Below are 21,863 nucleotides of genomic sequence, written 5' to 3'. Positions count from 1 at the left end.
TTTAGGTATGGGACAAAAAATCCCCCGAACATGTCGGAGGATCCATCATAAAAGCTCGGTATCAAATATACGGTAATTATTTAATTGAGCGGAAAATCCGTTTCCACCTCGGGCCCTTATCCCAGCTGAAGAAAATGAGGGAAGCTTTGCCTACCACATGGTCTTCCGGAACAAAACCCCAGTAACGGGCATCGAGTGAATTATGCCTGTTATCACCCATCAGCCAGAAATAATCCATTTTAAAAGTGTATCGGTCTGTTTCTTTTCCATTCAGGAAGAACTTGCCGTTTTTCATTTCAAAATCGTTGCCTTCGTAGGTGCGGATCACTCTTTCGTAACGGCTGTAAATATCAGGAGTGAGTTGAATCGGAGTTCCTTTTTTAGGAATGTATAATGGCCCGAAATTATCAATCGTCCATTTGCAATAAGTAGTGTCGTAAGGGAATACTTCCCCACCTGCACTTCCTTTGCTGTCGTAAGTTGAAAGGACAGGTTTAATTGATTCAACATATGGGAACTTGCTGAAAACAGCTACCTGTTCTTTGGTTAAAAAGATCTCATAGATGTTATTTCCAAAGCCTCTTATCTCCCCTGCTGATTCACGGATTCCATATTCTTCTTCCAGCATCGCAAAATCAAGCGGCTGTCCTTTGGTTCTTAGTTCATAGTTCGTTTCTGATGCCGGTGGAATATCATTCACCTTTCCGTTAATATAAACAACTCCATTTTTAATTTCTAATGTATCGCCTGCAATACCAACGCAACGCTTGATAAAATTTTCCCTTTTATCAACCGGTCTTGTTATGATGATATCACCATAGTTATCCCAAACCTTTTGCCTGTCGCCGCCCGACATTCTGATGGCATCATAATAAGTGATCTTAGAACCGAAATTTTCCTCATCATTAATTACTGTATCACCAACAGGAAGGTTAAACACCATTACATCATTCCGTTTAACGGGAGTTGCAAACCAGCGTCTGTATTTCAAATTGATAATATCGAGATAAGATTTTGTTTTGATGATGGGTAATGTATGATGCACCAATGGGAAGGCAAGCGGAGTATTAGGCACCCTTGAACCATAAGCCGTTTTACTTACAAACAGGAAATCATTTACCATTAAAGAACGCTCCATAGATGGCGTTGGAATAACGTACGCTTCAAACAGGAACATGCGGATAAGTCCTGCTGCAACAATCGCAAAAATGGCTGCATCAACCCACTCTCTTACTGTTGATTTTTTTATGCGCTGCAATTGATTCAGCCCCCAGGTATTTATCAGTTTTATTAAAACCGATGTAGATAAAATAGATAAAGGAAGCAAGAACTGTAAGTGCATGTTCCCAAAAGGAAAACTTGCCGTATGCTTTTACAAATTCAATTATAATGGCTATACCAATAAACCATCCTACAATGGGAATAAACTGAAGAAAGAACCAGTACTTTTTCATACCGGCCAGCTCTGTCATGATCCAGAGATTGTAAAAAGGCACAAATGCTTTCCAGCCTGCTACTCCCGCTTTTTTAAACATTCCGGATAAACCAATAGCCGGTAACAGAATGAGAATAAGATTAATGATAAAAATCCACAGGATTTCGTTAGGCGACATGCTTCAGTTTTTTAATGGTCACAAAAGTAAGGGTTTCGGTTTTGTACGCTGAATTGATGTTGAAAATATTCTGTTTCATTTAACAGCATTACTGAATCAACTCCAGTTCCCGGTTAATGATGGCGCTGATTTCAACGGCTTTATTATACACCATGAAATGCCCGCCTTTCCGGATCACATAATCAGCTTTTACATTCCTGATCGGGAAAAGCCGGTCCCCAGTTCCATGTATATGTATATAGTTTTGCGGAATTGTTACATTCTTCCAGCTCACAATTTGGTGGATGGCCCATTGCAGGTATTCCGGGTTCACCTCTTTTCTGAATGTATTGGCGATTTGTTTATCTTCCTTGCTTTCTGCACCAAGAAAAAAATTTTCAACAGGATATAGAATTGGATGTGGCCGTGGCCTGATTAATCGGTGCAGATTCAATTTACCTGTTCCATTCATCCAGAGAGGCAGATCTTTTTTGTTTTGATGGTTGGAAATAAGAATCAGCTTTTGTACAGGAAATTGATTGGCCATTTCAATACAGGTCATACCGCCAAAGGATACGCCCATCAGTACAGGGTTTTCTTCTGTTACCTGCTCAAACATCCTGCGGGAATAATCAGCAAAGGATTCATGCAGATTTGGAATCAGCCATTTTAATACAATCAGTTCTGTACAGGGTAAATTGAGTTTTGAAAACACCTGTTCGCTTGCTCCTAATCCGCTGATGCAGTAAACTCTCCGGCTCATGCTCTCGGAATCACAAAATTAAACACGTCTTCTTCAGTAATTGTTTTGCCTGATAAGATCACTAGCCGTTCAATTACATTTCTAAACTCACGGATATTGCCGCTCCAGTTATGTTTCTGCAAAGCTTCTATTGCATTTTTATCAATTGCTTTTTTTGCCTGACCGTAGTCATCAGCCACCTGCTGTAAAAAATGATCAGTAAGTAATGGAATATCTTCCCTGCGTTCGTTTAAAGAAGGAACATGAATAATGATTACACTCAACCGGTGATACAGATCGAGTCTGAAATTCTTTGCTTCCACTTCTTTCAGTAAATCTTTATTGGTAGCGGCGATAACACGTACATCAACCGTAATATCTTTTTCACCACCTACTCTCGTAATCTTGCTTTCCTGTAATGCACGCAATACTTTAGCCTGTGCATTTAAACTCATATCACCAATTTCATCAAGAAATAAAGTGCCTCCGTTTGCCTGTTCAAATTTGCCGATGCGTTGTTTAATGGCTGAAGTAAAAGATCCTTTTTCGTGACCGAACAATTCGCTTTCGATCAACTCGCCCGGGATGGCCGCACAGTTTACTTCAACAATCGGTCCGTTAGAACGGTTGCTCTTTTCATGCATCCATCTTGCAACCAGTTCTTTTCCTGAACCATTTTCGCCGGTGATCAAGACCCTTGCATCTGTAGGCGCAACTTTATCAATGGTGTCTTTTATTTTTTTCAGCGCAATGCTGTCACCAATCATTTCCTGCACCTTGCTTACTTTCCTTTTCAGCACTTTTGTTTCCGTTACCAGAGATTGCTTATCCATGGCATTACGGATGGTGATGAGTAAACGGTTGAGATCTGGTGGTTTGGCAACATAATCAAAAGCACCTTTCTTAACTGCCTCAACAGCCGTTTCAATTGTACCATGTCCCGAGATCATAATGATGGGCAGATCAGGATTGCTCTCCCTTGCTTTTTCAAGAAACTCTAAACCATCAACCTTGGGCATTTTGATATCGCATAATACCACATCATAATTTTTCTCTTTAATTCTCTTTAATCCTTCTTCCCCGTTTTCTGCATCATCAATCTGGTAACCTTCGTAAGATAAAATTTCGCCGAGTGTTTTACGGATCGCCTTTTCGTCATCAATAATTAAAATGCTGCTCATAATATGGTTTAACAAATTCTGGTGTGGAAAATTGTTTCGATTGCTTCAAAGCTAACCAAAAACCATGCAACAATGATTTGGTCATTCTTTTTCTTTTCATTCCTTTTAAGTTACACAAACGGAAATCATTTAAATGCAGCGTCATTAAAAATCAACAGTACTGTTCCGCATTCAATTCAGCAAATTGCATTGCCTGCCGGTTATGATCGTGTTGAACTGTCAACAGGAAGTTTCGGCAACTTTCTCCGTAACCAACCATTAAAGCAGGACAAAACAGTGTACCTGTATAATGGCAGCCCAAAGTATAATCAGCGGGCACAGTATGCTGTTTTAAATGTAAGTGTTGGCAGCAGGGATTTGCAGCAATGTGCGGATGCGGTAATGCGGTTGCGTGCTGAATATCTGAAAAGATGGAGAAGCCGGTTTGTTTCAGTGATAATGCAGGGAGGAAATATTGCTGGGATCAATACAGGAACAGGGGCTGGCAATCCTACCTTGAAACAGTATTTGGAATGTGCGGAACACTGTCATTAGAAAAGGAACTCACTGCAAAATCATGGAATCAGTTAACTGCAGGCGATGTATTGATTAAGGGAGGCTCTCCCGGTCATGCCGTATTGGTTGTTGATATAGCCCGAAACAGGAAAACGGGTGGGCTGATCTTTCTGCTAGCTCAAAGCTATATGCCTGCCCAGGACATCCACATTTTGCAAAATTTAAGCGACAAAGCCCTAAGTCCATGGTACAAAGCGCCTGAAAGCAGCACAATTTCTACCCCTGAATGGACTTTCTACGCTAATCAACTACGTAGCTGGAGATAATCTGCTTTCAGTAAATTCCAGTTTAAAATACAGGTTTTCTCCTATTGCACAGGAATTGGAGTCCGTCTATCTTTGATACATATTAAAACCAATTCTTATGAAGTTAAGTTCAATCACTACACAGCCGGTATGGAAGTTAACCGTTAAGATCTCAGCTTTAGGCCTTTCACTGGTGTTTCTCACGTATGGTCTTGTATGGCTTATTTTAAGTACGCTCCGTTTATTTGTTGGAGGTTTAGATTAATCTCTTAAACAGATTCAGGAGTTTGCTCTGGTATTATTACTGTGCTGGTATGGCACAGCTAAAGATTATTGTATAAAAAAAGCCGGATAGAAATCCAGCTTCGTTTAAAATCCAATATCCTATGAAAAACCGTAGCAAATATGCCTTAAATCTTTTAAAAAAAAATTATAAGGGCATTTATTTGTCCAAATAAATAAAGCCGGTCAAAAATTGACCGGCTTTATCTTTATTCAGGCTCTGATTTTTACTTTTTCATGTACATCACATCCTTTACCAGCTTCACAGTGCGTGGCACATCGGGCAGATAAGCACCAACCAGTGTTGGGGCATAGTGCATTGGCGAATCGCTGCTGGTAATGCGTAAAATAGGCGCATCCAGGTAATCAAACCCTTCTTTTTGAATGCGGTAAGCAATTTCTGATGAAATAGAAGCAAAAGGCCATTGTTCTTCAACAATCACCAAACGATTGGTCTTTTTCACACTTTCAAGAATGGTGAACCAGTCCAAAGGACGGATGGTACGCAAATCAATTACTTCAGCTTCAATTCCCTCTTTAGAAAGTTCTTCAGCAGCAGCCAATGCAACCTTCATCATTTTATTAAAAGAAACAATTGTTACATCACGACCGGGACGTTTAATATCGGCTTTGCCGATTTCAATGATGTATTCCCCTTCAGGAACTTCACCTTTATCGCCATACATCACTTCACTTTCCATAAATACAACAGGATCATTATCACGGATAGCCGCTTTCAGCAAACCTTTGGAATCGTAAGGATTGGAGGGAGAAATTACTTTCAGTCCGGGAATATTAGCATAATAACTTTCAAAAGCAGTTGAATGCTGTGCACCTAACTGTCCTGCAGAACCATTGGCTCCACGGAAAACAATCGGGCAACCAACCTGTCCGCCACTCATTGCCAGCATTTTTGATGCTGTATTCAGGATTTGATCCATAGCCAGTACGGCAAAGTTCCAGGTCATGAATTCAACAATGGGTCGTAGACCATTTTGTGCTGCACCTACAGCAACAGCTGTAAAGCCAAGTTCAGCAATGGGCGTATCAATTACACGTTTTGCTCCAAACTCATCCAGCATACCCTGGCTTACTTTGTAGGCACCATTGTATTCTGCTACTTCTTCTCCCATTAAAAAAACCTTCTCGTCTCTGCGCATTTCTTCCTGCATCGCTTCACGCAGGGCTTCACGCATGGCTATTGTTCTCATTGAATAACTTTGTTTTAAGAGCAGCAAATTTATCGATAGAACGCCAAACACCCAAATCAGTTTAAATTGACGATTTCTTCTATCTTGCCATAAATTATTCTCTTGAAAACGATTCTTGTATTTGGTGCCGGAAAATCAGCAACTGTATTAATTGACTACCTTAAAAATACCTGTGCAGAAAAAAACTGGAAGCTGATTGTGGCCGACAGTAACCTGCAGCAGGCACAGGCAAAACTGGGAAATCATTCACATGCTGAAGCAGTTGAGGTAAATGTTACAGATGTTGATGAACGGAGAATGCTGATTGAAACGGCTGACATTGTTATTTCTCTCCTGCCTCCTTTTCTGCACATTCATGTGGTGAAAGACTGTGTGGCCATTGGAAGAAATTTACTGAACGCTTCTTACGTTGATGAAGCCATTAAAAATTTAGAAGCAGAAATCAACAGTAAAGAGTTATTATTTCTTTGTGAAATGGGACTTGACCCGGGCATTGATCATATGAGTGCCATGCAATTGTTTGATGGTATCCGTTCAAAAGGTGGAAAGATCACTTCTTTTAAATCGCATTGTGGAGGATTGGTTGCTCCTGAAAGTGATGACAATCCCTGGCATTATAAAATCAGCTGGAACCCAAGAAATATTGTAATGGCCGGACAGGCTGGTGCTGCATACAAAGAGAAGAATGAAATCATTCGCAAAGAATATACACATGTGTTTGAAGATTGTAAGCAGTTGCAGGTTGATGAATTGCCAACCTTAGCCTGGTATCCCAACCGTGATTCGCTGAGTTATATACCACTGTATCAATTGCAGGAAGCTGAAACCTTTATCCGCACAACATTACGCTATGCTGATTTTTGTAAAGGATGGGATGTGGTGGTTGATTTGGGTTTAACCAATGAAAACGATGCTGCTGAAATTGCTCAGTACAAAACTTTTCATGAATGGTTTGCCGGTAAACTCAGAAATGTAGAAGGCAGAGACCTCAGCCTGCGGATGTATCTTGAACTCTATGTTGCGGAAGCTGTGCATGAACTTATTTTAGAACAGTTTGCTTTTCTTGAAACAGAAAGTAATAATGCATTACCTGCACATGTAAAATCAAGCGCTGATATTTTACAATATATTGTTGAACATAAACTGGCATTGCAGCCAACAGATAAGGACATGATTGTGATGCTGCATGAAATTGAATATACTGCAGGCAATGGTGATCAAGCAGTAATTAATTCTTCTTTAGTTGTAAAAGGTGAAGACAGTTTACGAACTGCCATGGCAAAAACAGTTGGCCTGCCATTGGGGATTGCTGCTAAACTCATCCTAGAAGAAAAAATAAAACTGAAAGGATTACATATCCCGACAAAAAAAGAAATTTATGAGCCGGTGCTGGAAGAGTTAAAAAAGTTTGGAGTTGAGTTTAAAGAAAAACACTCCTGATTATAATTTATTTACCTGCTGATTTAATAATTCTCTTTCAGCATCCAGCAAATCGTTTCCCTGGTTGGCAATGATTTTCTTCCGCCATCCTGCTACCTGCACCCAATAAATTATCCAGCAGATGAATCCACAAAAAGTAAATAATATGCCAATGACCGGCATAAAACCTATAATCAAAAGTATACTCTGAATATTTCCAAGATCAAATGTTGGCTTTTCCTGTTTCGTTGGAATATTCAACCGCATGCATTCAAGCCTTATTGAATGTGCTAATTTATTTACAACAACAAACTGCCACACAAGGTTAAACAATGGAATCAGCAATAACCACACCTGACCGGGAGGGATTCGCCTGTTTTCACTGCTGATCACTTGTAATGTTCTTTGCAATGTTATAAGATATAAAACAGCAGGAACAAGTAATAAGAAAAGAAAAAGCAGTTGTATTAATCCACCGCTGGCAGTTGTCATTTCCACAGGAATATATTTTTATCAGTTAAGATTGATATTAATTCCTTCACTCCTTCAGTTGCCGGCTTTTCAATTGCTGTTAAATTGTGTACAGAAGAAGTATAAGGAATCTTTTTATCAACAATAAATTTGGGAATAGAATCGTCAGCTACAGTTAATAATCCTGCAGCAGGGTAAACAACCAGTGAAGTTCCCACCACAACAAACAGATCAGCCTCCTGAACAACAGGAACAGCTTCTTCAATCATTGGTACTGCTTCTTCAAACCAAACAATATACGGACGAAGCTGGGCACCATCTTCTGCTTTATCACCCAATAAAATATCGCCTGTTATTTCATAAATCAAATCCAGCCTCCGTTCACTTCTCATCTTGAGTATCTCTCCATGTAAATGCATTACATTGGTTGAACCGGCACGTTCATGCAAATCATCGATGTTTTGCGTAATGATGGTTACATCAAAATCTTTTTCTAATTCTGCCAACCCATAGTGAGCTGCATTAGGCTTTGCGTCCAGCACATTTTTGCGGCGATAATTATAAAAATCAAGAACAAGCTGTGGATCTTTCTTCCATGCTCTTGGTGTTGCAACATCTTCAATATTATATCCTTCCCACAGGCCATCGCTGTCCCGAAATGTTTTTAGTCCACTCTCAGTACTGATACCTGCTCCTGATAAAACCACCAGTTTCTTTTTGCTCATCACTCAAAAGTAAAAGAAATGAATTACAGAAATGCTTATTGAAAATGAACAAAATTCAACTCAGGCTCAGGCCAGTTTCCAAACAGTTCATTTACTTTCTTGAACCGGAATTCAAAAATCTGTTTCAGTTGATTGCGGATGAAAAAGTATTAGCCAAGTCTCCCAATAACCACAATGGATTGCGGTAATGAACAATATCCGTCATCTCCACTCCTCCTTCAATTGCTTTGAAATGATGCTGATGATGCCAGAGTGCATAAGGCCCGAAGCGTTGTTCATCTATAAAATATTCCTTGTCCTTTACATGTGTTATCTCCGTCATCCAGTAAACAGGAATACCCAATACAGGACTTACCTTATATTCAATGATCTGCCCCGGATACATGATGTCGCCATGATGTTTTGATAAAATTTTAAATCCAAGATTACCAGGAGTAATTGCCTGCAGGTTGGCAGGATTGGAAAAGAAGGCCCATGCAGTATCCAGATCAACAGGAATTTTCTGTACAGTTTTCAACGAGTAAGTAGCCATGATTAGTTTTGCTTATTTGCAATGATGATTTCGGGGAATTCGTTTTTTTCTGCAGCCCATTGATACAGCAGTTCACTTTTAATTGGTTCAAAAATATCCCTCTTCAAAGGATCTGTTGGCAGTTCCCTGTAAGGGACAAGAACAAGGTAATGCGGTTCAACATAATCATAATGCTTATCCATTGTCAGTCCTTTGATCTGTACAAATTTGAACCCCTTGCTTAATAAAAGATCCAATGCTTTACTGCTGAATTCAATGGTAGCTGCTTTTGCTTCTGCAATGCCCTTTCTCATGGTTTGTGTTATTGTTCCTTCTATAAACAAAGAGGGAACAATTAAGTTGCAGAAAATATGATTTTGATATCTTTTTTTGCGTTTGGCTTACCCGTCAGACGATGGCGTCAGAGCTGTACCATCTTAAAACAAAAAACCCGCCTTCAAAGTTGAAGAACGGGAAAAAAAAATTGTGCCCACGAAAGGAATCCCCGCCTGACCGAAGTCATTCGGGCAGGGAACCTTCACATCCTTGCTCATTAAGATATTTAATTAACCAACGCTTACCAGCTGCTGATTTTAAATATTTCTCTCTGACTCTTCCAGATGCCCAATCAGTATGTTGTTCTGTATAAATTATTTTCCACGGAAGATGTCCTTTTGTAAATCGATTTTTCCCTGCATTATGTTCTTTCAAACGAACATACACATCCTTTGCCATGCCTGTATACCAGGTGGCATCATTCAAGCTTTCTAAAACATACACGTAAATCATAGAAACAAAAAACCCGCCTTCAAAGTTGAAGAACGGGAAAAAAAATTGTGCCCACGAAAGGAATCGAACCTTCACATCCTTGCGAATGGCAGATTTTGAGTCTGCTGCGTCTACCAATTCCGCCACATGGGCTTAAGAACTTTTTGTTTGGGCTGCAATATTACAGAAACTTTGCTTTTGCATGAAATTTTTTACAAATCACAAAACCCTGATATCTTATCTTGCAAACCGTTAAAACGACTTGCATGCTCAAATTAGGACTCATCAGGGAAGGAAAAATACCGGCAGATAACCGGGTGGCACTTACACCGGCTCAATGTAAATGGATTCATAAAAACTCAGCAGATGTACAAGTAATTGTTCAGTCATCTTCCTCCAGAAGCTTTACTGACAGGGAATACAAGGCTGCCGGAGTTGAAGTGAAAGATGATGTAAGTGAATGTGATATCTTATTCGGTATAAAAGAGGTACCTGTTGATCAGCTGATTCTCAACAAAACCTATCTTTTTTTCTCTCATACCAAAAAGGCCCAGGAGCATAATCAAAAGCTGATGCAGGCTATGGTGAAGAAGAATATTACCCTGATCGATTATGAATGTTTAGCACATGAAGATGGTCAGCGCATCATTGGTTTCGGTTTTTTTGCAGGCATTGTTGGTGCTCATAACGGTATTATGGCCTATGGTAACCGCACTGGAGCTTTCAAACTGGGACGTGTAGGCGATGTAAGAGATTACCGTCAGCTCATTCATACTTACTTTGGAATGAAACTGCCGAAGATAAAAATTGCTATTACGGGGAGCGGTCGTGTTGCACATGGTTTGCTGGAAATTATGAACCTGCTCGGTGTAAATGAAGTGGAGCCATTTGATTATCTGCACCGTCAGTATGAATACCCCGTATATGTTCATTTAAAAGGAAGAGATCTCTACGAACGAAAAGATGATGGCACTTATAACCGTGATAATTTCCATGAACATCCAACTGACTACAAATGCAGTTTCTCTCCCTTTGTAAAGCACACAGATATTTTAATGAATGGTGTGTACTGGGATAAAAGCATTCCGCCATTGTTTAAGCTGGATGAATTCCGTGATCCATCCTTCAAGATTAAAACCATTGCCGATATTACCAATGATACCGGAGGATCAATCCCAGTCAACATCGGTGATTCAACCATTTCAGATCCGGTTTATGGAGTTGACAGAACAACTCTTCAAAAAACAGCTCCATATCTTCCTAATTCAGTTGATATTATGGCTGTTGGTAATCTGCCTAATGAATTGCCAAGAGATGCATCAAGGTATTTTGGCGAACAACTGATTAAGTATGTGCTGGAAGATTTGGCAAAAGGAGGCTCACCTATACTGGAAAGGGCTACTATTCTGAAGAAGGGACAATTGTCTGAAGAATACAGTTACCTGAAAGAATATGCTGGGTTGCGTTGACTGTTTTAAGCATTTATTTTATTTATCAAATCATTCGCTCATAAATGACGTTAAGAGAATTAAAATTAAATGAGTTAAACCATTTTGTAGCAATGGAGTATCATATGCTTATACTCAATAGAACCTACCTTATTTTACTCACATCTGATTCTTTAATTGGTATTAAAGTTAACGGGATTGTAAGTATAGAATCTGGAGGAGACAGAATAACAAGAAAAATAACCAACTCTTTATCAATTCAGGGAGACTTATCAGATCCTCATTCTTACATTAAAGCAAAATTTATTCAGCAAATAATAGATACTAATTTAACAGACGGAAGTATAATTATAGCCAACAAATCAAATTTTATTATAAAGAAAGAAAGCATAATTAAAGTTTATCACGATGAAAAAAGCAAACGGGGAATGGGTTATTATCCTCATGATGGAAAAGTATATATAACAACCAAAGAAGGAAAAAAAAGAGAGTTTATCATCCTTGGAAATCAATCAGGAAAGAAAATAGTACAATTAATTAGTAAAGTGCTTGATCTTAAACAAATGGCTGAATTATAAATACAGGTAGTATTCCTTCAATAATGCAATAAAATCTACAGAGTATTGATTGTTTTCATCTTTAATTGCAAGTTCTTCACCAAGAGCTGTATTTTGACAACGATTAAATAACAACATCGACCTGAAGTACCCATGCTTTATACTTTGCTTCACATTGACTTGTTGTGAAAGAAACAATCCGTGCTTACCAGCTAATGTTATAAACTGTTCTGCACGATGATAAGGAAGCAGAACTGCAAAACTTCCATCAATAGATAAATTTTCATCAATCACTTCTAACAACTCATCCAGCTTCAGCCCTTCATCATGCATCGCCACATTTCTGTTCGATGCTCCTGATTTTAAATCACCTTCATAAAATGGCGGATTACTGATGATGAAATCATATTTCTGCTGAAACTGAAACTGTTTTACATCTCCATGAAATAACTCCAGGCGTTCTTCCCATGGGGAGGCTTCGATATTTTCTTTCGCCTGCTGATAAGAAGGTTCATCAATTTCAATTCCATCAATTGCTGCATTGCATTTCTGCGCCAGCATTAACATGAGCAAAGCACTGCCAGCTCCAATATCAAGCACTCTTCTTACATCTTCCTTCATACTTCTTACTTCATCTGCCACCCACGCTCCAAACAAACAACTATCCGTGCTTACTTTTAAAGCAGCCCTCTCCTGTTGAACCGTAAACTGTTTGAATTGAAAATATGAGTTTGCCATAAGAAAAACTGTCAGCAATTAGCTACAAGTATAAAAAACGATACATAATATAATTATTTAAAAAGCTTAAGGCTTGCAGCTGATGGCTAAAAACTTTCTTACCACTCCGCCCTTGCACTTGGGCTTACACTTAAAGATGCAAAATCAGTATCTAAATATTTATAATAGCCCGTCATGGCAATCATACCTGCATTATCGGTGCAATACTCAAATGAAGGAATAAAGGTTTTCCAGTGATACTTCTCACCCATTTCAATAAATGCTTTACGCAATCCGCTGTTGGCACTTACACCACCTGCCAGGCAAATTTGTTTAATGCCTGTTTGCAGCGATGCCTTCTTCAACTTATTCAACAGAATTGAAACGATGCGCTGCTGAACAGATGCACAGATATCATTCAGATTTTCTTCCACAAATTTTTTTCTGCTCTTCTTCTGTTGCAAGAAATTCTTCTTTAAACAATAAACTTGTTCCGGCATTTTTTAAGAAATAGAGAATAGAAGTTTTCAATCCACTGAAACTGAAATTCAAATCAGGGATCTGCGGCTCAGGAAATTTAAACCGGTTGGCATTGCCCAGTTGGGCATACTTATCAATCAATGGTCCCCCGGGATAAGGAAGCCCCAACAGCTTGGCTGTTTTATCAAAGGCTTCTCCTGCTGCATCATCAATTGTTTCACCAAGTATCTTCATTTGAATGGGAGATTCACATAATACAATTTGTGTATGTCCGCCACTCACCGTTAAGCATAAAAAAGGGAAGGATGGTTTCTCATCACCAATAAGATTGGCAATGACATGTGCCTGCATATGATGCACAGCAATCAACGGAATATCCAACGCAAGAGAAAGTGATTTGGCAAACTGTGTTCCTACAAGTAATGAACCAATTAACCCCGGTGCCTGTGTAAACGCAATTGCATTGAGTTCTTTCCTGTCAACACCTGCATCTTTCAACGCTTCATCTACAACAGGAACAATGTTCTGCATATGCGCCCTGCTGGCCAGTTCGGGTACTACCCCGCCATATTTTTCATGAACCGATTGTGTTGCGATTACATTCGACAGAATAACTCCATCATGGCAAACCGACGCTGACGTTTCATCACAGGAAGACTCTATTGCAAGGATTGTAACCCCCACACCCCCTGAAGGGGGCTTTCCATCAGTTGAATAAATGTTGAGCATTTGTAAAAAAATGAACAAAGATACTAATGCATTAAGTCTCCCTTTAGGGAGATTTAGAGGGCTTATTTGCTTCCGATTGCTACCACCGGATCCATCCTCGCTGCAATAAATGCAGGAATAATTCCGGCAAGAATTCCCGTGACGATACAAACCATCACGGCACCAATAAATAAACCTAAGGATATAAATACCTGGAACTTGAAGACACTTGTAAGAATAAACGTTAAACCAAATACCATCAGCAAACCAATGATCCCTCCCAACACACAGAGAAAGGCACTCTCCATTAAAAACTCGCTGAGGATGGTTCTGCTTTTGGCTCCAATTGCTTTTTTCAAGCCAATAATACTTGTACGTTCACGAACGGTTACAAACATGATATTGGCTACACCAAATATTCCAACGATAAAAGAAAGAATAGTAATGGCAATACCGCCAATGGTCATACCATTAAAAATAGAAGTGATCTGTGATGTACCACTGCTAACATCATTCAATGCAAAATTATCTTCCTGCTTTGGGTTTAAACGCCGTACACCACGCATTACACCACGCAATTCATTTTTCAAATCAGCAACCGGAATATTATCCCTTCCTTTTACAATCATAAAGCCATCACTTCTCGCTTCATTACCTACCTGGCTGGCAAATGTGTAAGGAATCATAATTACATTATCAAAATCCCAGCCGCCAATTAAGCTTTGTCCCTTTTTTTTACCACACCTACTATATTCACTTTACGGCCTTTAATCATTACAACTTTGCCAACAGCAACTTCAGGTTTATCAAATAATTTTTCTGCTACGTTATAACCCATTACCATGGTTGCAGAACCATAACCAAATTCGCTCATCGTCAGGTATCTGCCCCAGCCAATTTCAACGGGTTGTATTTTATCAAATTCTTCAGTTATCCCATACCAGTTTACACTTGCAAGTGATACATCTTCGTAATCAACACTGGATGCATTGAAATAGGTAAACGCTACATTACTTGCAAGGGAAACACTTCTTTTTACAGGTGCCATTTCTTTAAACTTAGGATTGGGCCTGCTCATATATTTCCACCAGGGATAGTCACCGCCACCGCCACCCCATGGCCATTTCTGTACATAGATGGTATTATTGCCAAATGACTTGAATTCATTTTTGATATTGCTTTCCAAACTGCCCACTGTTGCCATTACGCTGATGATGCAAAAGATACCAAACGTAATACCCAGCAGACTTAAAAATGTACGCAGCTTGTTTTTTTTCAGTTCCTGAATAGCGAACTGCAGGCTGTTCCAGAAAATTTCAAAAGTTTTCCGCATACTCAAATGTAAAATGAAATCCTGAAGTGCAAAGAAAATTATTACAGACGGAAAGCTGCCGAAACGTACCTTTGCGGCCTCGAAAAACAGGCTAATGGCTTATAGTCGATAGTCCATGGCAGGTGCCGGAGCTTCTATCAACTATGAACTATGAACCATCAACCGAAATAATGAAATTTGAAAACGAAATAAAACGCCGCCGCACATTTGCGATCATTTCTCACCCCGATGCCGGTAAAACCACATTGACTGAGAAATTACTCCTGTTCGGTGGTGCCATCCAGGTGGCGGGTGCTGTAAAAAGCAACAAGATCAAAAAATTTGCAACAAGTGATTTCATGGAGATCGAACGCCAGCGTGGTATCTCCGTTGCCACTTCGGTAATGACGTTTGAATACAACGGTACGTTGATCAACCTGCTTGATACCCCCGGTCACAAAGATTTTGCTGAAGATACCTACCGTACATTAACTGCTGTTGACAGTGTTATTCTTGTTATTGACAGTGTAAATGGTGTGGAAGATCAGACAAGACGTTTGATGGAAGTGTGCCGCATGAGAGATACGCCTGTAATCGTTTTTGTAAACAAAATGGACCGTGATGGCAAGAACCGTTTTGATTTGCTGGAAGAAGTGGAAAAAGAACTGAACATCCATTTGCACCCCATGACATGGCCCATCAACAGTGGTAAAGAATTTAAAGGTGTGTATGACCTTGATAAGAAGAGTCTTGTTTTGTTTACAGCCAATACCAAAGCAAGTGATGAAGATGTGGTAGAGATCAAAGACCTGAATGATTCCATCCTTGATAAAAAAGTGGGAGAAATTGACGCCAATATTTTACGTGAAGATGTGGAGCTGGTAGATGGCGTATATGGCGACCTGAATGTGGATGATTATTTAAAAGGAAAAATTGCACCGGTATTCTTTGGAAGTGCAGTAAACAATTTCGGTGTAAAAGAAATGCTGAATACGTTTGTGCGTATTGCTCCTTTGCCACAAAGCCGTGACACCTCAACCCGTCGCTTAGATGTTAATGAAGATAAGTTCAGCGGTTTTATTTTAAGATCCACGCAAACCTTGATCCCAAACACAGAGATCGTATTGCTTTCTTACGTGTTTGCAGTGGACGCTTTGAACGCAACAAATATTATCATCATGTGCGGTTAGACAAAGATGTACGTTTCAGCAACCCTTATTCTTTTCTGGCTCGTCAGAAAGATGTAATTGAAGAGGCCTACCCCGGCGATGTGGTTGGTTTGTTTGATACAGGTAATTTTAAAATTGGTGATACATTAACTGAAGGGGAAAACTATTATTTCACCGGCATCCCATCCTTCTCTCCTGAGTTGTTTAAGGAAGTGGTGAATAAAGATCCGATGAAGACCAAGCAGCTTGAAAAAGGTTTGCTGCAGTTAACGGATGAAGGTGTTGCACAGCTGTTCACTCAGTTTGGCGGTAACAAAAAAATCATTGGCTGTGTAGGTGAACTTCAGTTTGAAGTAATTCAATACCGTTTGTTACAGGAATATGGTGCCAGTGCTGAATTCAGGGCCATGCCTTACTACAAAGCCTGCTGGATTACCAGTAAGGATCAAAAGAAATTAGAGGATTTCACCCGTTTCAAAACCAACAATATTGCGGCGGATAAAGATGGCCATTTAGTTTACCTGGCGCAGAGTGAATGGTGTTTGAATACAGAAAGGCAGAATAATCCTGATATTGAGTTTCATTTTACAAGTGAGATTCACAAAGAAGGATAAGTCAGATGTAAGAAGTAAGATGTAAGAACGTGTCTGACGTTTCGAAGAGCGTCTGACACATAATTATTTAGAATTGAGATTGCAATTTAAGAAAGCAGCAACCTGTCATGATACTTTTCGAATCAGAACGATTATATGTAAAGCCTTATACAGAGGCTGATGCTGACATCTTCTTTCAGCTGAATGGCGATGCGGAGATAATGCAGTATATCCGTGAGCCAAAGACAAAAGAACAAAGCGATCAATTCCTCAAAGAAAACCTTCAGTTTTATAAAGATCATCCGGGCCTTGGACGATTTGCTGTGTTTACAAAAGATGACAAGCAGTTCGCCGGTTCATTTTCATTACTGTCGATAGATAAGAGTGAAAATATTCATCTTGGTTATGCCTTATTGAAACCATTTCATGGCAAAGGTTTAGCAACAGAGTTAGTAAAAGCATCTTTTGATTATGTATTCCGAACAATTGCCAGTAATACAGTACATGCATTAACTGTAGCTGAAAATATCGGCTCGCAAAAAGTGTTAGTGAAATGCGGTTTTCAATTCACCGGGACAATGATACATGAGGAGGAAGAGGTAATGGTATTTGAATTGAAGAAAGATTAAACCTTGCCTACTCTCTCCATCATCTTCTCTACTATTTTATAGGTAGCAGGACAGTACTCAACATTCTGTTTGTACACATGCACCCACTCTGTAAAATCCTTTTTAGTATGATGAGGGAAAGTTGCACAATCAACAGGACGGATCGCATAAATAGAACACTTGTTATCCTTTAAGTTGAGGAACTGGCAGGGTTGCTTTTTATTCATCATATCACCCGTACCTCTTTCTTTAAACAACCACTTATCTGTGAACTCCTGCGGCGTTTGATTGAAATGTGCAGAGATGCGTTTGATATCCTGTTTTGTAAAAGTTGGAGTCATTGTCTTGCAGCAGTTGGCACAGCTCAGGCAATCTGTTTCAGCCCACACTTCTTTATCTGCTTCTTTTGCCATTTTATCCAGCCCTTTTGGTTTCACAGTTTCCAAACGGGTAAGGAAATAACGGAAGCGGCGGCGGTTCTTAAGCATCAAACGTTTAAAAGAAGGTAAATGCAAAGGTTTCATTCAAAGTTTATTAAGCTGCGAATATAGTCATTCAGCTTTTAAAAAACAGAAGGTGTGCCACAAAGACTCAAAGACAGAAAGTTCACCAAAATTCTGTTGATTTTTCTTGGTGTCTTTGCGTCTTAGTGGCAACTATTTGTTCTTATCTTTCAATCTTCAATTCAAGAAAGTTCATGTGGGAACCGTATAAAAAGGGATTCAAAGCTTACCTTCAGTTAGAAAAGTCGCTGAGTGAAAATTCAGTGGTGGCATATCTGCATGATGTAGAGATGCTGACACAATACCTGCAGGTGATCAATAATCTGAAAGCCCCTGCTGATCTTACATTAAAAGACTTGCAGCAGTTCCTGAAATGGATTACAGAACTCGGATTGAGTGCAGGCAGCCAGGCAAGAATCATTTCCGGGCTGCGGCAGTTTTACAAATATTGTTTGCTGGAACAGATCACGGTAAAAGATCCTACTGCATTACTGGAAGCACCAAAGTTAAAGAGAGCGTTACCTGATACATTGAGCTTTGAGGAAATTGAAAGCATGATGAATAAAATTGATTTCAGTAAACCTGAAGGAGGACGCAACAAAGCCATTCTTGAAACAATGTACAGTTGCGGCCTGCGTGTAAGTGAAGTGGTGAACCTTAAACTTTCGAATCTTTATTTAGATGTTGGCTTTATCCGTGTTATTGGCAAGGAGATAAAGAAAGGCTGGTGCCCATTGGCGGCAGTGCCATTAAGTATATCACTATTTATAAAGATGATATCCGTGTTCATCAAAAGATCAAACCGGGCAAAGAAGATTATTTGTTCCTGAATAAATATGGAAACGAATTATCAAGGATTATGATCTTTCTGATTATAAAAGAACTGGCCATTCAGGCTGAAATAAAAAAGAATATTTCACCTCATACCTTCCGTCATTCATTTGCCACACATTTGGTGGAGGGCGGCGCTGATCTTCGTGCTGTACAGGAAATGCTGGGGCATGAAAGTATTACCACTACTGAAATATATACGCACCTCGACAGGGAGTTTCTAAGAAAAACAGTAGAGCAGTTTCATCCGGGCTTTGGTCATAAATAAAATGATCAAAAGAAATTCGGCACCGTTAAATTATTCATAATCGGATTCATTTTTCAGTTAACTGCTTCCTGATTCTTGCAAACCTGGTGGGCTTTGTTACAAACTGAATCTTGTAAATGCTTTCAATCTCCTTCTCCATTTTCAGTGCATTGTTATACCGGTTACTGAGGGAAAAAACCTGTCGTTTAGAAAAATTAACAGGCAGGAGTAATTTCAACCTGTTGTTAAATAATTTGCTGTTTAACTGGTATTGCAGAGAATATTCACAACTGCTCAGCTCAGGGTTAAATGAAAGAGCAATATCTTTCAACGTATCAAACTTCCAGTTTTTTTCAAACAGTAAATAATTAAATACGCAAAGCTGGTAAGTAGGATTCACAACAAACGATTCGCTGCCTGATAAATCCTGTAAATAAATAACAGCTTCACCAAACTTCTCCACAAGGGAAGTTCTTACGTCATGGATATTGAATAACATAGCAGGGTTTTAAAAGATGTTGAATTTTATCTGTAATGCATGTCGCCATTTTCCATAACTGCCGCTCCGTCTTCATAGTTTTCATGCGAGCCACCAAACCTGTGTTCAATGTCTTTCATAGCATGGATCATTTCTCTTGAAATACGTTCTTTTTCTGACAGCTTCATTGTTAATTCATTCACTGATACCTGCAATTCGTCTCTGATCTGCTGTAACTCTCCCATTGCATTCGACTTTTCAGCAATTTGCTGTCGAAGTGTTTCAATGAATTCTTTCTGTTCAGCTTCAGCTGTAAGTACAGTTTGATGTTGCTGCTGAAATGCGATTAACAGTTCTTCTGCCATCTGCTTTTCCTGTTGCACCTGGTTAATGGTTTGATTCAACCGTTCATTACTCGACAAAAGCTGTTCATAGGAATAAGCATCACGGAAAATTCCCGTTAAATGATCCCTGAACCCTTCAATTGATGCAGAAACTTCTTCGGCTTTTGTGCGGATAATGGCTATTTCTTCTTTTTGTGAAATGGTTGCAGCAGCTGTATACTCTTCAGACTGGCTATTTAATTTATTCTGCAATTGCAGTATTTCCTGCTTTAAAAATTCTTCTGTTTTATTTTCATCAAATGCCCTGATCTTATCTTCATATATTTTCTCCTGATCTTCCTTTTCCCTGAGTTGCTTCTGTAATTTCGCAACAATCAGTTCTTCTTCTTTCTGTTGTTCTTCAATGAGTTTTTTATAGTCAGAAAACGCAGTAAGTTCCTGTTGATACAATACGTCAGTATCAAGTCGCTGTTGCTCTGTTTGTGCAAGACGCTGTTCGAGATGTAAGAGATTTTCTTCCTGCTGACTGATTTTATTATGCAGATTAAGTAATACCTGATTGGCTGTAACATTGATATTATTTTCGCTATCCCATTCATCATCCTGCAAACCCGACTTCATATTTTCAATATGATTCAATGCTTTGGCGTATTGCAGTTGCAGATCAAAGTTTTTCTTTTCTGATTGCTTCATTTCTTCCTGGAAACTTTTTGCCTCTTCTTCCTTTTTTATTATTTCTGCACTGAACTTACTCTGAAGGGTTTCAAGCTCCAGTTCCATCTGTTCAGCATTACCTTTTTTTGCACGGGGCCATACTTTATCAAAGAATGACTTTAACAAAAAAGCCGCTTAGTAATGCCCCTGCAAACACGACCATTAATTCATTTGTGCTAAATGTAAAAATGCTGCCCGGTAAAATAAATAGATTACTCATCACCTTTCCCGTGGTTTATGTAAGTTTAAAAATACTTGCTGCCTGAGATACATGGATAGTTTCACAAATAAGGAAACTCTGGGATAAAATGATAATTGCAAATATCAAACCAAAAGCAGGAAAATGTGGATAACAAAAAAACCGTGTCATTTCGAAATAACCCGGTTTGCAATACGTTACTGTACAATCAGCTTACTGCTTTGCACTGTTTTATGCTGTTCATCTACTATCTGTAGTAAATAAATTCCGGCCGCTGTATGAGCTGTTAAATGAATCTGTTCTGTTTGATTCTTACTGCTGATTTGTTTTTGACAACTGTAGATCAATTGCCCTGATGAACCTGTTAAACGGATTTGATAAAGACCTTCTTTAACATTTGGAAAGGATATGCTAATTGTTCCTGATTGGGCAACAGGGTTGGGATAAACATTCCATTTTGGCGAAACATTGTTAAGTTGATTACCCTGTTTATTGGTTACCCATCTGCAAATTGAAACACCCTGCATGCCACATGAAATAGTCCTGCAACGAATCGTTCTGTATCCAACAACATCAACTGATTTCAGTTCAATCACATCTCGTTGAAGTAAAATCTCATTCCTGTTCCGGGCTGTATCTCTAAGAGAAAGCTCTCTGGTCTTATAGCCAGCACTTGAAATTTTTAATTTATAATCCAGCGATTTTAATAAGTCTGTTTTAATTCTTCCAAACTCATTGGCCACAAATGAAACGGAATCACCTGTTTTCAATGAAGTGGCAGTGATTGTTGCAAAACCAACCCCTACCCTGTCCTTTGAATCTTTGATTGTAAACTTCCTTTCATATGCTTTCTTAGTTGTGATGATAATAACTGCGCTTCTTGGAGCCCTGCAACTAAAAATAGCTTCAGTTAAAGGTGCCTTTATAATATCAATACTCTCAATATCATTTGGCTTGATGGATTTGATTTGATCCGGTTCGTAAGGAACTCCATCAACTACATACAGAGGCACATTGCCTTGTTGAATTGTTGCTCTGCATCTTATGATTATTACTGGAGATTTGCCCGGGGTGCCTGAAGATTTTGCTAAAGAACTTTTTTCACCAGGCATTTTACCAATATTGGGAACAGTTGGCTGTGCTGTTACGGTAAATGATTGAAGCATCAATAAAAGCATCGTCAGTTTTATTCTCATGGCATATTTGTTTTGATTAAAAAAGGTCTGGCCGCTTTGAGCGGCCTGACCATTGAC

At 39.2% G+C, this 21,863-nt stretch carries 21 protein-coding genes, 1 tRNA gene and 5 pseudogenes; 10 read left to right on the top strand and 17 right to left on the bottom strand.

What is annotated here, in order from left to right; translation table 11 throughout:
* Nucleotides 1–76 precede the first annotated feature (76 nt).
* The 3 genes and pseudogenes from IPK31_16055 to IPK31_16045 all read right to left on the bottom strand — a co-directional run bounded on the left by IPK31_16055 (nucleotide 77) and on the right by IPK31_16045 (nucleotide 3,515).
* Nucleotides 77–1,613: pseudogene (locus IPK31_16055) on the bottom strand (S26 family signal peptidase).
* Nucleotides 1,614–1,701: 88 nt separating this feature from the next.
* Nucleotides 1,702–2,355 carry an alpha/beta hydrolase gene (locus IPK31_16050; protein MBK8089323.1) on the bottom strand — a complete coding sequence of 218 codons (654 nt, stop codon included), beginning with the start codon at nucleotides 2,353–2,355 and terminating at the stop codon, nucleotides 1,702–1,704.
* Entirely contained in the window at nucleotides 2,352–3,515 is a 1,164-nt protein-coding gene (locus IPK31_16045; GenBank protein ID MBK8089322.1) for a sigma-54-dependent Fis family transcriptional regulator, read from the bottom strand. Before IPK31_16045 ends, IPK31_16050 begins: the two co-directional genes overlap by 4 nt.
* Before the next feature lie 189 nt (nucleotides 3,516–3,704).
* Here IPK31_16045 and IPK31_16040 point away from each other — a divergent pair, with 189 nt between their 5' ends.
* The 3 genes from IPK31_16040 to IPK31_16030 all read left to right on the top strand — a co-directional run bounded on the left by IPK31_16040 (nucleotide 3,705) and on the right by IPK31_16030 (nucleotide 4,580).
* Nucleotides 3,705–4,049, top strand: coding sequence for a hypothetical protein (locus IPK31_16040; GenBank protein MBK8089321.1), 345 nt, complete (start codon nucleotides 3,705–3,707; stop codon nucleotides 4,047–4,049).
* Complete coding sequence (locus IPK31_16035) at nucleotides 4,028–4,336, top strand: hypothetical protein (GenBank protein ID MBK8089320.1); 309 nt, start codon at nucleotides 4,028–4,030, stop codon at nucleotides 4,334–4,336. The genes IPK31_16040 and IPK31_16035 overlap by 22 nt, the downstream gene beginning before the upstream one ends.
* 97 nt (nucleotides 4,337–4,433) lie before the next feature.
* Nucleotides 4,434–4,580 (top strand): hypothetical protein, encoded by a 147-nt coding sequence (locus IPK31_16030; GenBank protein ID MBK8089319.1) that lies wholly within the window; start codon nucleotides 4,434–4,436, stop codon nucleotides 4,578–4,580.
* Nucleotides 4,581–4,824: 244 nt separating this feature from the next.
* Here the strand turns inward: IPK31_16030 and IPK31_16025 are convergent, their stop codons facing one another.
* Entirely contained in the window at nucleotides 4,825–5,808 is a 984-nt protein-coding gene (locus IPK31_16025; GenBank protein MBK8089318.1) for a pyruvate dehydrogenase complex E1 component subunit beta, read from the bottom strand.
* Nucleotides 5,809–5,910: 102 nt separating this feature from the next.
* Here IPK31_16025 and IPK31_16020 point away from each other — a divergent pair, with 102 nt between their 5' ends.
* Nucleotides 5,911–7,248 (top strand): saccharopine dehydrogenase NADP-binding domain-containing protein, encoded by a 1,338-nt coding sequence (locus IPK31_16020; GenBank protein MBK8089317.1) that lies wholly within the window; start codon nucleotides 5,911–5,913, stop codon nucleotides 7,246–7,248.
* On the opposite strand, the gene IPK31_16015 is transcribed toward IPK31_16020, so the two are convergent.
* The 6 genes and pseudogenes from IPK31_16015 to IPK31_15990 all read right to left on the bottom strand — a co-directional run bounded on the left by IPK31_16015 (nucleotide 7,249) and on the right by IPK31_15990 (nucleotide 9,855).
* Nucleotides 7,249–7,725, bottom strand: a complete 477-nt coding sequence (locus tag IPK31_16015; GenBank protein MBK8089316.1) for a hypothetical protein — start codon at nucleotides 7,723–7,725, stop codon at nucleotides 7,249–7,251.
* Nucleotides 7,716–8,423 carry an NAD-dependent deacylase gene (locus IPK31_16010; protein ID MBK8089315.1) on the bottom strand — a complete coding sequence of 236 codons (708 nt, stop codon included), beginning with the start codon at nucleotides 8,421–8,423 and terminating at the stop codon, nucleotides 7,716–7,718. Before IPK31_16010 ends, IPK31_16015 begins: the two co-directional genes overlap by 10 nt.
* 35 nt (nucleotides 8,424–8,458) lie before the next feature.
* Nucleotides 8,459–8,955 (bottom strand): annotated as a pseudogene (locus IPK31_16005) (SRPBCC family protein).
* A 2-nt stretch (nucleotides 8,956–8,957) separates the two neighbouring features.
* On the bottom strand, nucleotides 8,958–9,248 hold the full coding sequence (locus IPK31_16000; GenBank protein ID MBK8089314.1) for a hypothetical protein: 291 nt from the start codon (nucleotides 9,246–9,248) through the stop codon (nucleotides 8,958–8,960).
* A gap of 205 nt (nucleotides 9,249–9,453) precedes the next feature.
* Nucleotides 9,454–9,798 carry a GIY-YIG nuclease family protein gene (locus tag IPK31_15995; protein ID MBK8089313.1) on the bottom strand — a complete coding sequence of 115 codons (345 nt, stop codon included), beginning with the start codon at nucleotides 9,796–9,798 and terminating at the stop codon, nucleotides 9,454–9,456.
* Nucleotides 9,772–9,855, bottom strand: a tRNA-Leu gene (locus tag IPK31_15990). The genes IPK31_15995 and IPK31_15990 overlap by 27 nt, the downstream gene beginning before the upstream one ends.
* A 113-nt stretch (nucleotides 9,856–9,968) precedes the next feature.
* Between IPK31_15990 and IPK31_15985 the strand changes: the two genes are divergently transcribed.
* Both IPK31_15985 and IPK31_15980 read left to right on the top strand, forming a co-directional pair.
* Complete coding sequence (locus IPK31_15985) at nucleotides 9,969–11,171, top strand: alanine dehydrogenase (GenBank protein ID MBK8089312.1); 1,203 nt, start codon at nucleotides 9,969–9,971, stop codon at nucleotides 11,169–11,171.
* 44 nt (nucleotides 11,172–11,215) lie between these two features.
* Nucleotides 11,216–11,728 (top strand): hypothetical protein, encoded by a 513-nt coding sequence (locus IPK31_15980; GenBank protein MBK8089311.1) that lies wholly within the window; start codon nucleotides 11,216–11,218, stop codon nucleotides 11,726–11,728.
* Here the strand turns inward: IPK31_15980 and IPK31_15975 are convergent.
* From IPK31_15975 to IPK31_15965, 3 genes and pseudogenes are all read right to left on the bottom strand, one after another.
* A complete protein-coding gene (locus IPK31_15975; GenBank protein MBK8089310.1) occupies nucleotides 11,723–12,445 on the bottom strand; it encodes a methyltransferase in 723 nt (240 codons plus the stop codon). The genes IPK31_15980 and IPK31_15975 overlap by 6 nt on opposite strands.
* A gap of 98 nt (nucleotides 12,446–12,543) precedes the next feature.
* Nucleotides 12,544–13,633: pseudogene (tsaD, locus tag IPK31_15970) on the bottom strand (tRNA (adenosine(37)-N6)-threonylcarbamoyltransferase complex transferase subunit TsaD).
* 62 nt (nucleotides 13,634–13,695) lie between these two features.
* Nucleotides 13,696–14,945, bottom strand: a pseudogene (locus IPK31_15965) (ABC transporter permease).
* A gap of 170 nt (nucleotides 14,946–15,115) precedes the next feature.
* On the opposite strand from IPK31_15965, the pseudogene IPK31_15960 reads away from it, so the two are divergent.
* Nucleotides 15,116–16,707, top strand: a pseudogene (locus IPK31_15960) (peptide chain release factor 3).
* A gap of 107 nt (nucleotides 16,708–16,814) precedes the next feature.
* Entirely contained in the window at nucleotides 16,815–17,315 is a 501-nt protein-coding gene (locus IPK31_15955; GenBank protein ID MBK8089309.1) for a GNAT family N-acetyltransferase, read from the top strand.
* Here the strand turns inward: IPK31_15955 and IPK31_15950 are convergent.
* Entirely contained in the window at nucleotides 17,312–17,818 is a 507-nt protein-coding gene (locus IPK31_15950; GenBank protein MBK8089308.1) for a YkgJ family cysteine cluster protein, read from the bottom strand. The two genes, IPK31_15955 and IPK31_15950, sit on opposite strands and share 4 nt — an antisense overlap.
* Before the next feature lie 173 nt (nucleotides 17,819–17,991).
* On the opposite strand from IPK31_15950, the gene IPK31_15945 reads away from it, so the two are divergent.
* Nucleotides 17,992–18,627 carry a site-specific integrase gene (locus tag IPK31_15945; protein MBK8089307.1) on the top strand — a complete coding sequence of 212 codons (636 nt, stop codon included), beginning with the start codon at nucleotides 17,992–17,994 and terminating at the stop codon, nucleotides 18,625–18,627.
* The gene (locus IPK31_15940) at nucleotides 18,522–18,896 is read left to right on the top strand and encodes a tyrosine-type recombinase/integrase (GenBank protein ID MBK8089306.1); all 375 of its coding nucleotides are present in this window, start codon (nucleotides 18,522–18,524) and stop codon (nucleotides 18,894–18,896) included. The genes IPK31_15945 and IPK31_15940 overlap by 106 nt, the downstream gene beginning before the upstream one ends.
* 46 nt (nucleotides 18,897–18,942) lie before the next feature.
* Here the strand turns inward: IPK31_15940 and IPK31_15935 are convergent, their stop codons facing one another.
* The 3 genes from IPK31_15935 to IPK31_15925 all read right to left on the bottom strand — a co-directional run bounded on the left by IPK31_15935 (nucleotide 18,943) and on the right by IPK31_15925 (nucleotide 21,806).
* Entirely contained in the window at nucleotides 18,943–19,374 is a 432-nt protein-coding gene (locus IPK31_15935; protein ID MBK8089305.1) for a hypothetical protein, read from the bottom strand.
* A 26-nt stretch (nucleotides 19,375–19,400) separates the two neighbouring features.
* The gene (locus IPK31_15930; GenBank protein MBK8089304.1) at nucleotides 19,401–20,537 is read right to left on the bottom strand and encodes a hypothetical protein; all 1,137 of its coding nucleotides are present in this window, start codon (nucleotides 20,535–20,537) and stop codon (nucleotides 19,401–19,403) included.
* Between the two features lie 270 nt (nucleotides 20,538–20,807).
* Nucleotides 20,808–21,806 (bottom strand): T9SS type A sorting domain-containing protein, encoded by a 999-nt coding sequence (locus tag IPK31_15925; GenBank protein MBK8089303.1) that lies wholly within the window; start codon nucleotides 21,804–21,806, stop codon nucleotides 20,808–20,810.
* Nucleotides 21,807–21,863 lie beyond the last annotated feature (57 nt).

Source organism: Chitinophagaceae bacterium (genome assembly GCA_016713085.1).
GTDB lineage: Bacteria > Bacteroidota > Bacteroidia > Chitinophagales > Chitinophagaceae > Lacibacter.
This window is presented reverse-complemented; position numbering and strand designations above follow the sequence as displayed.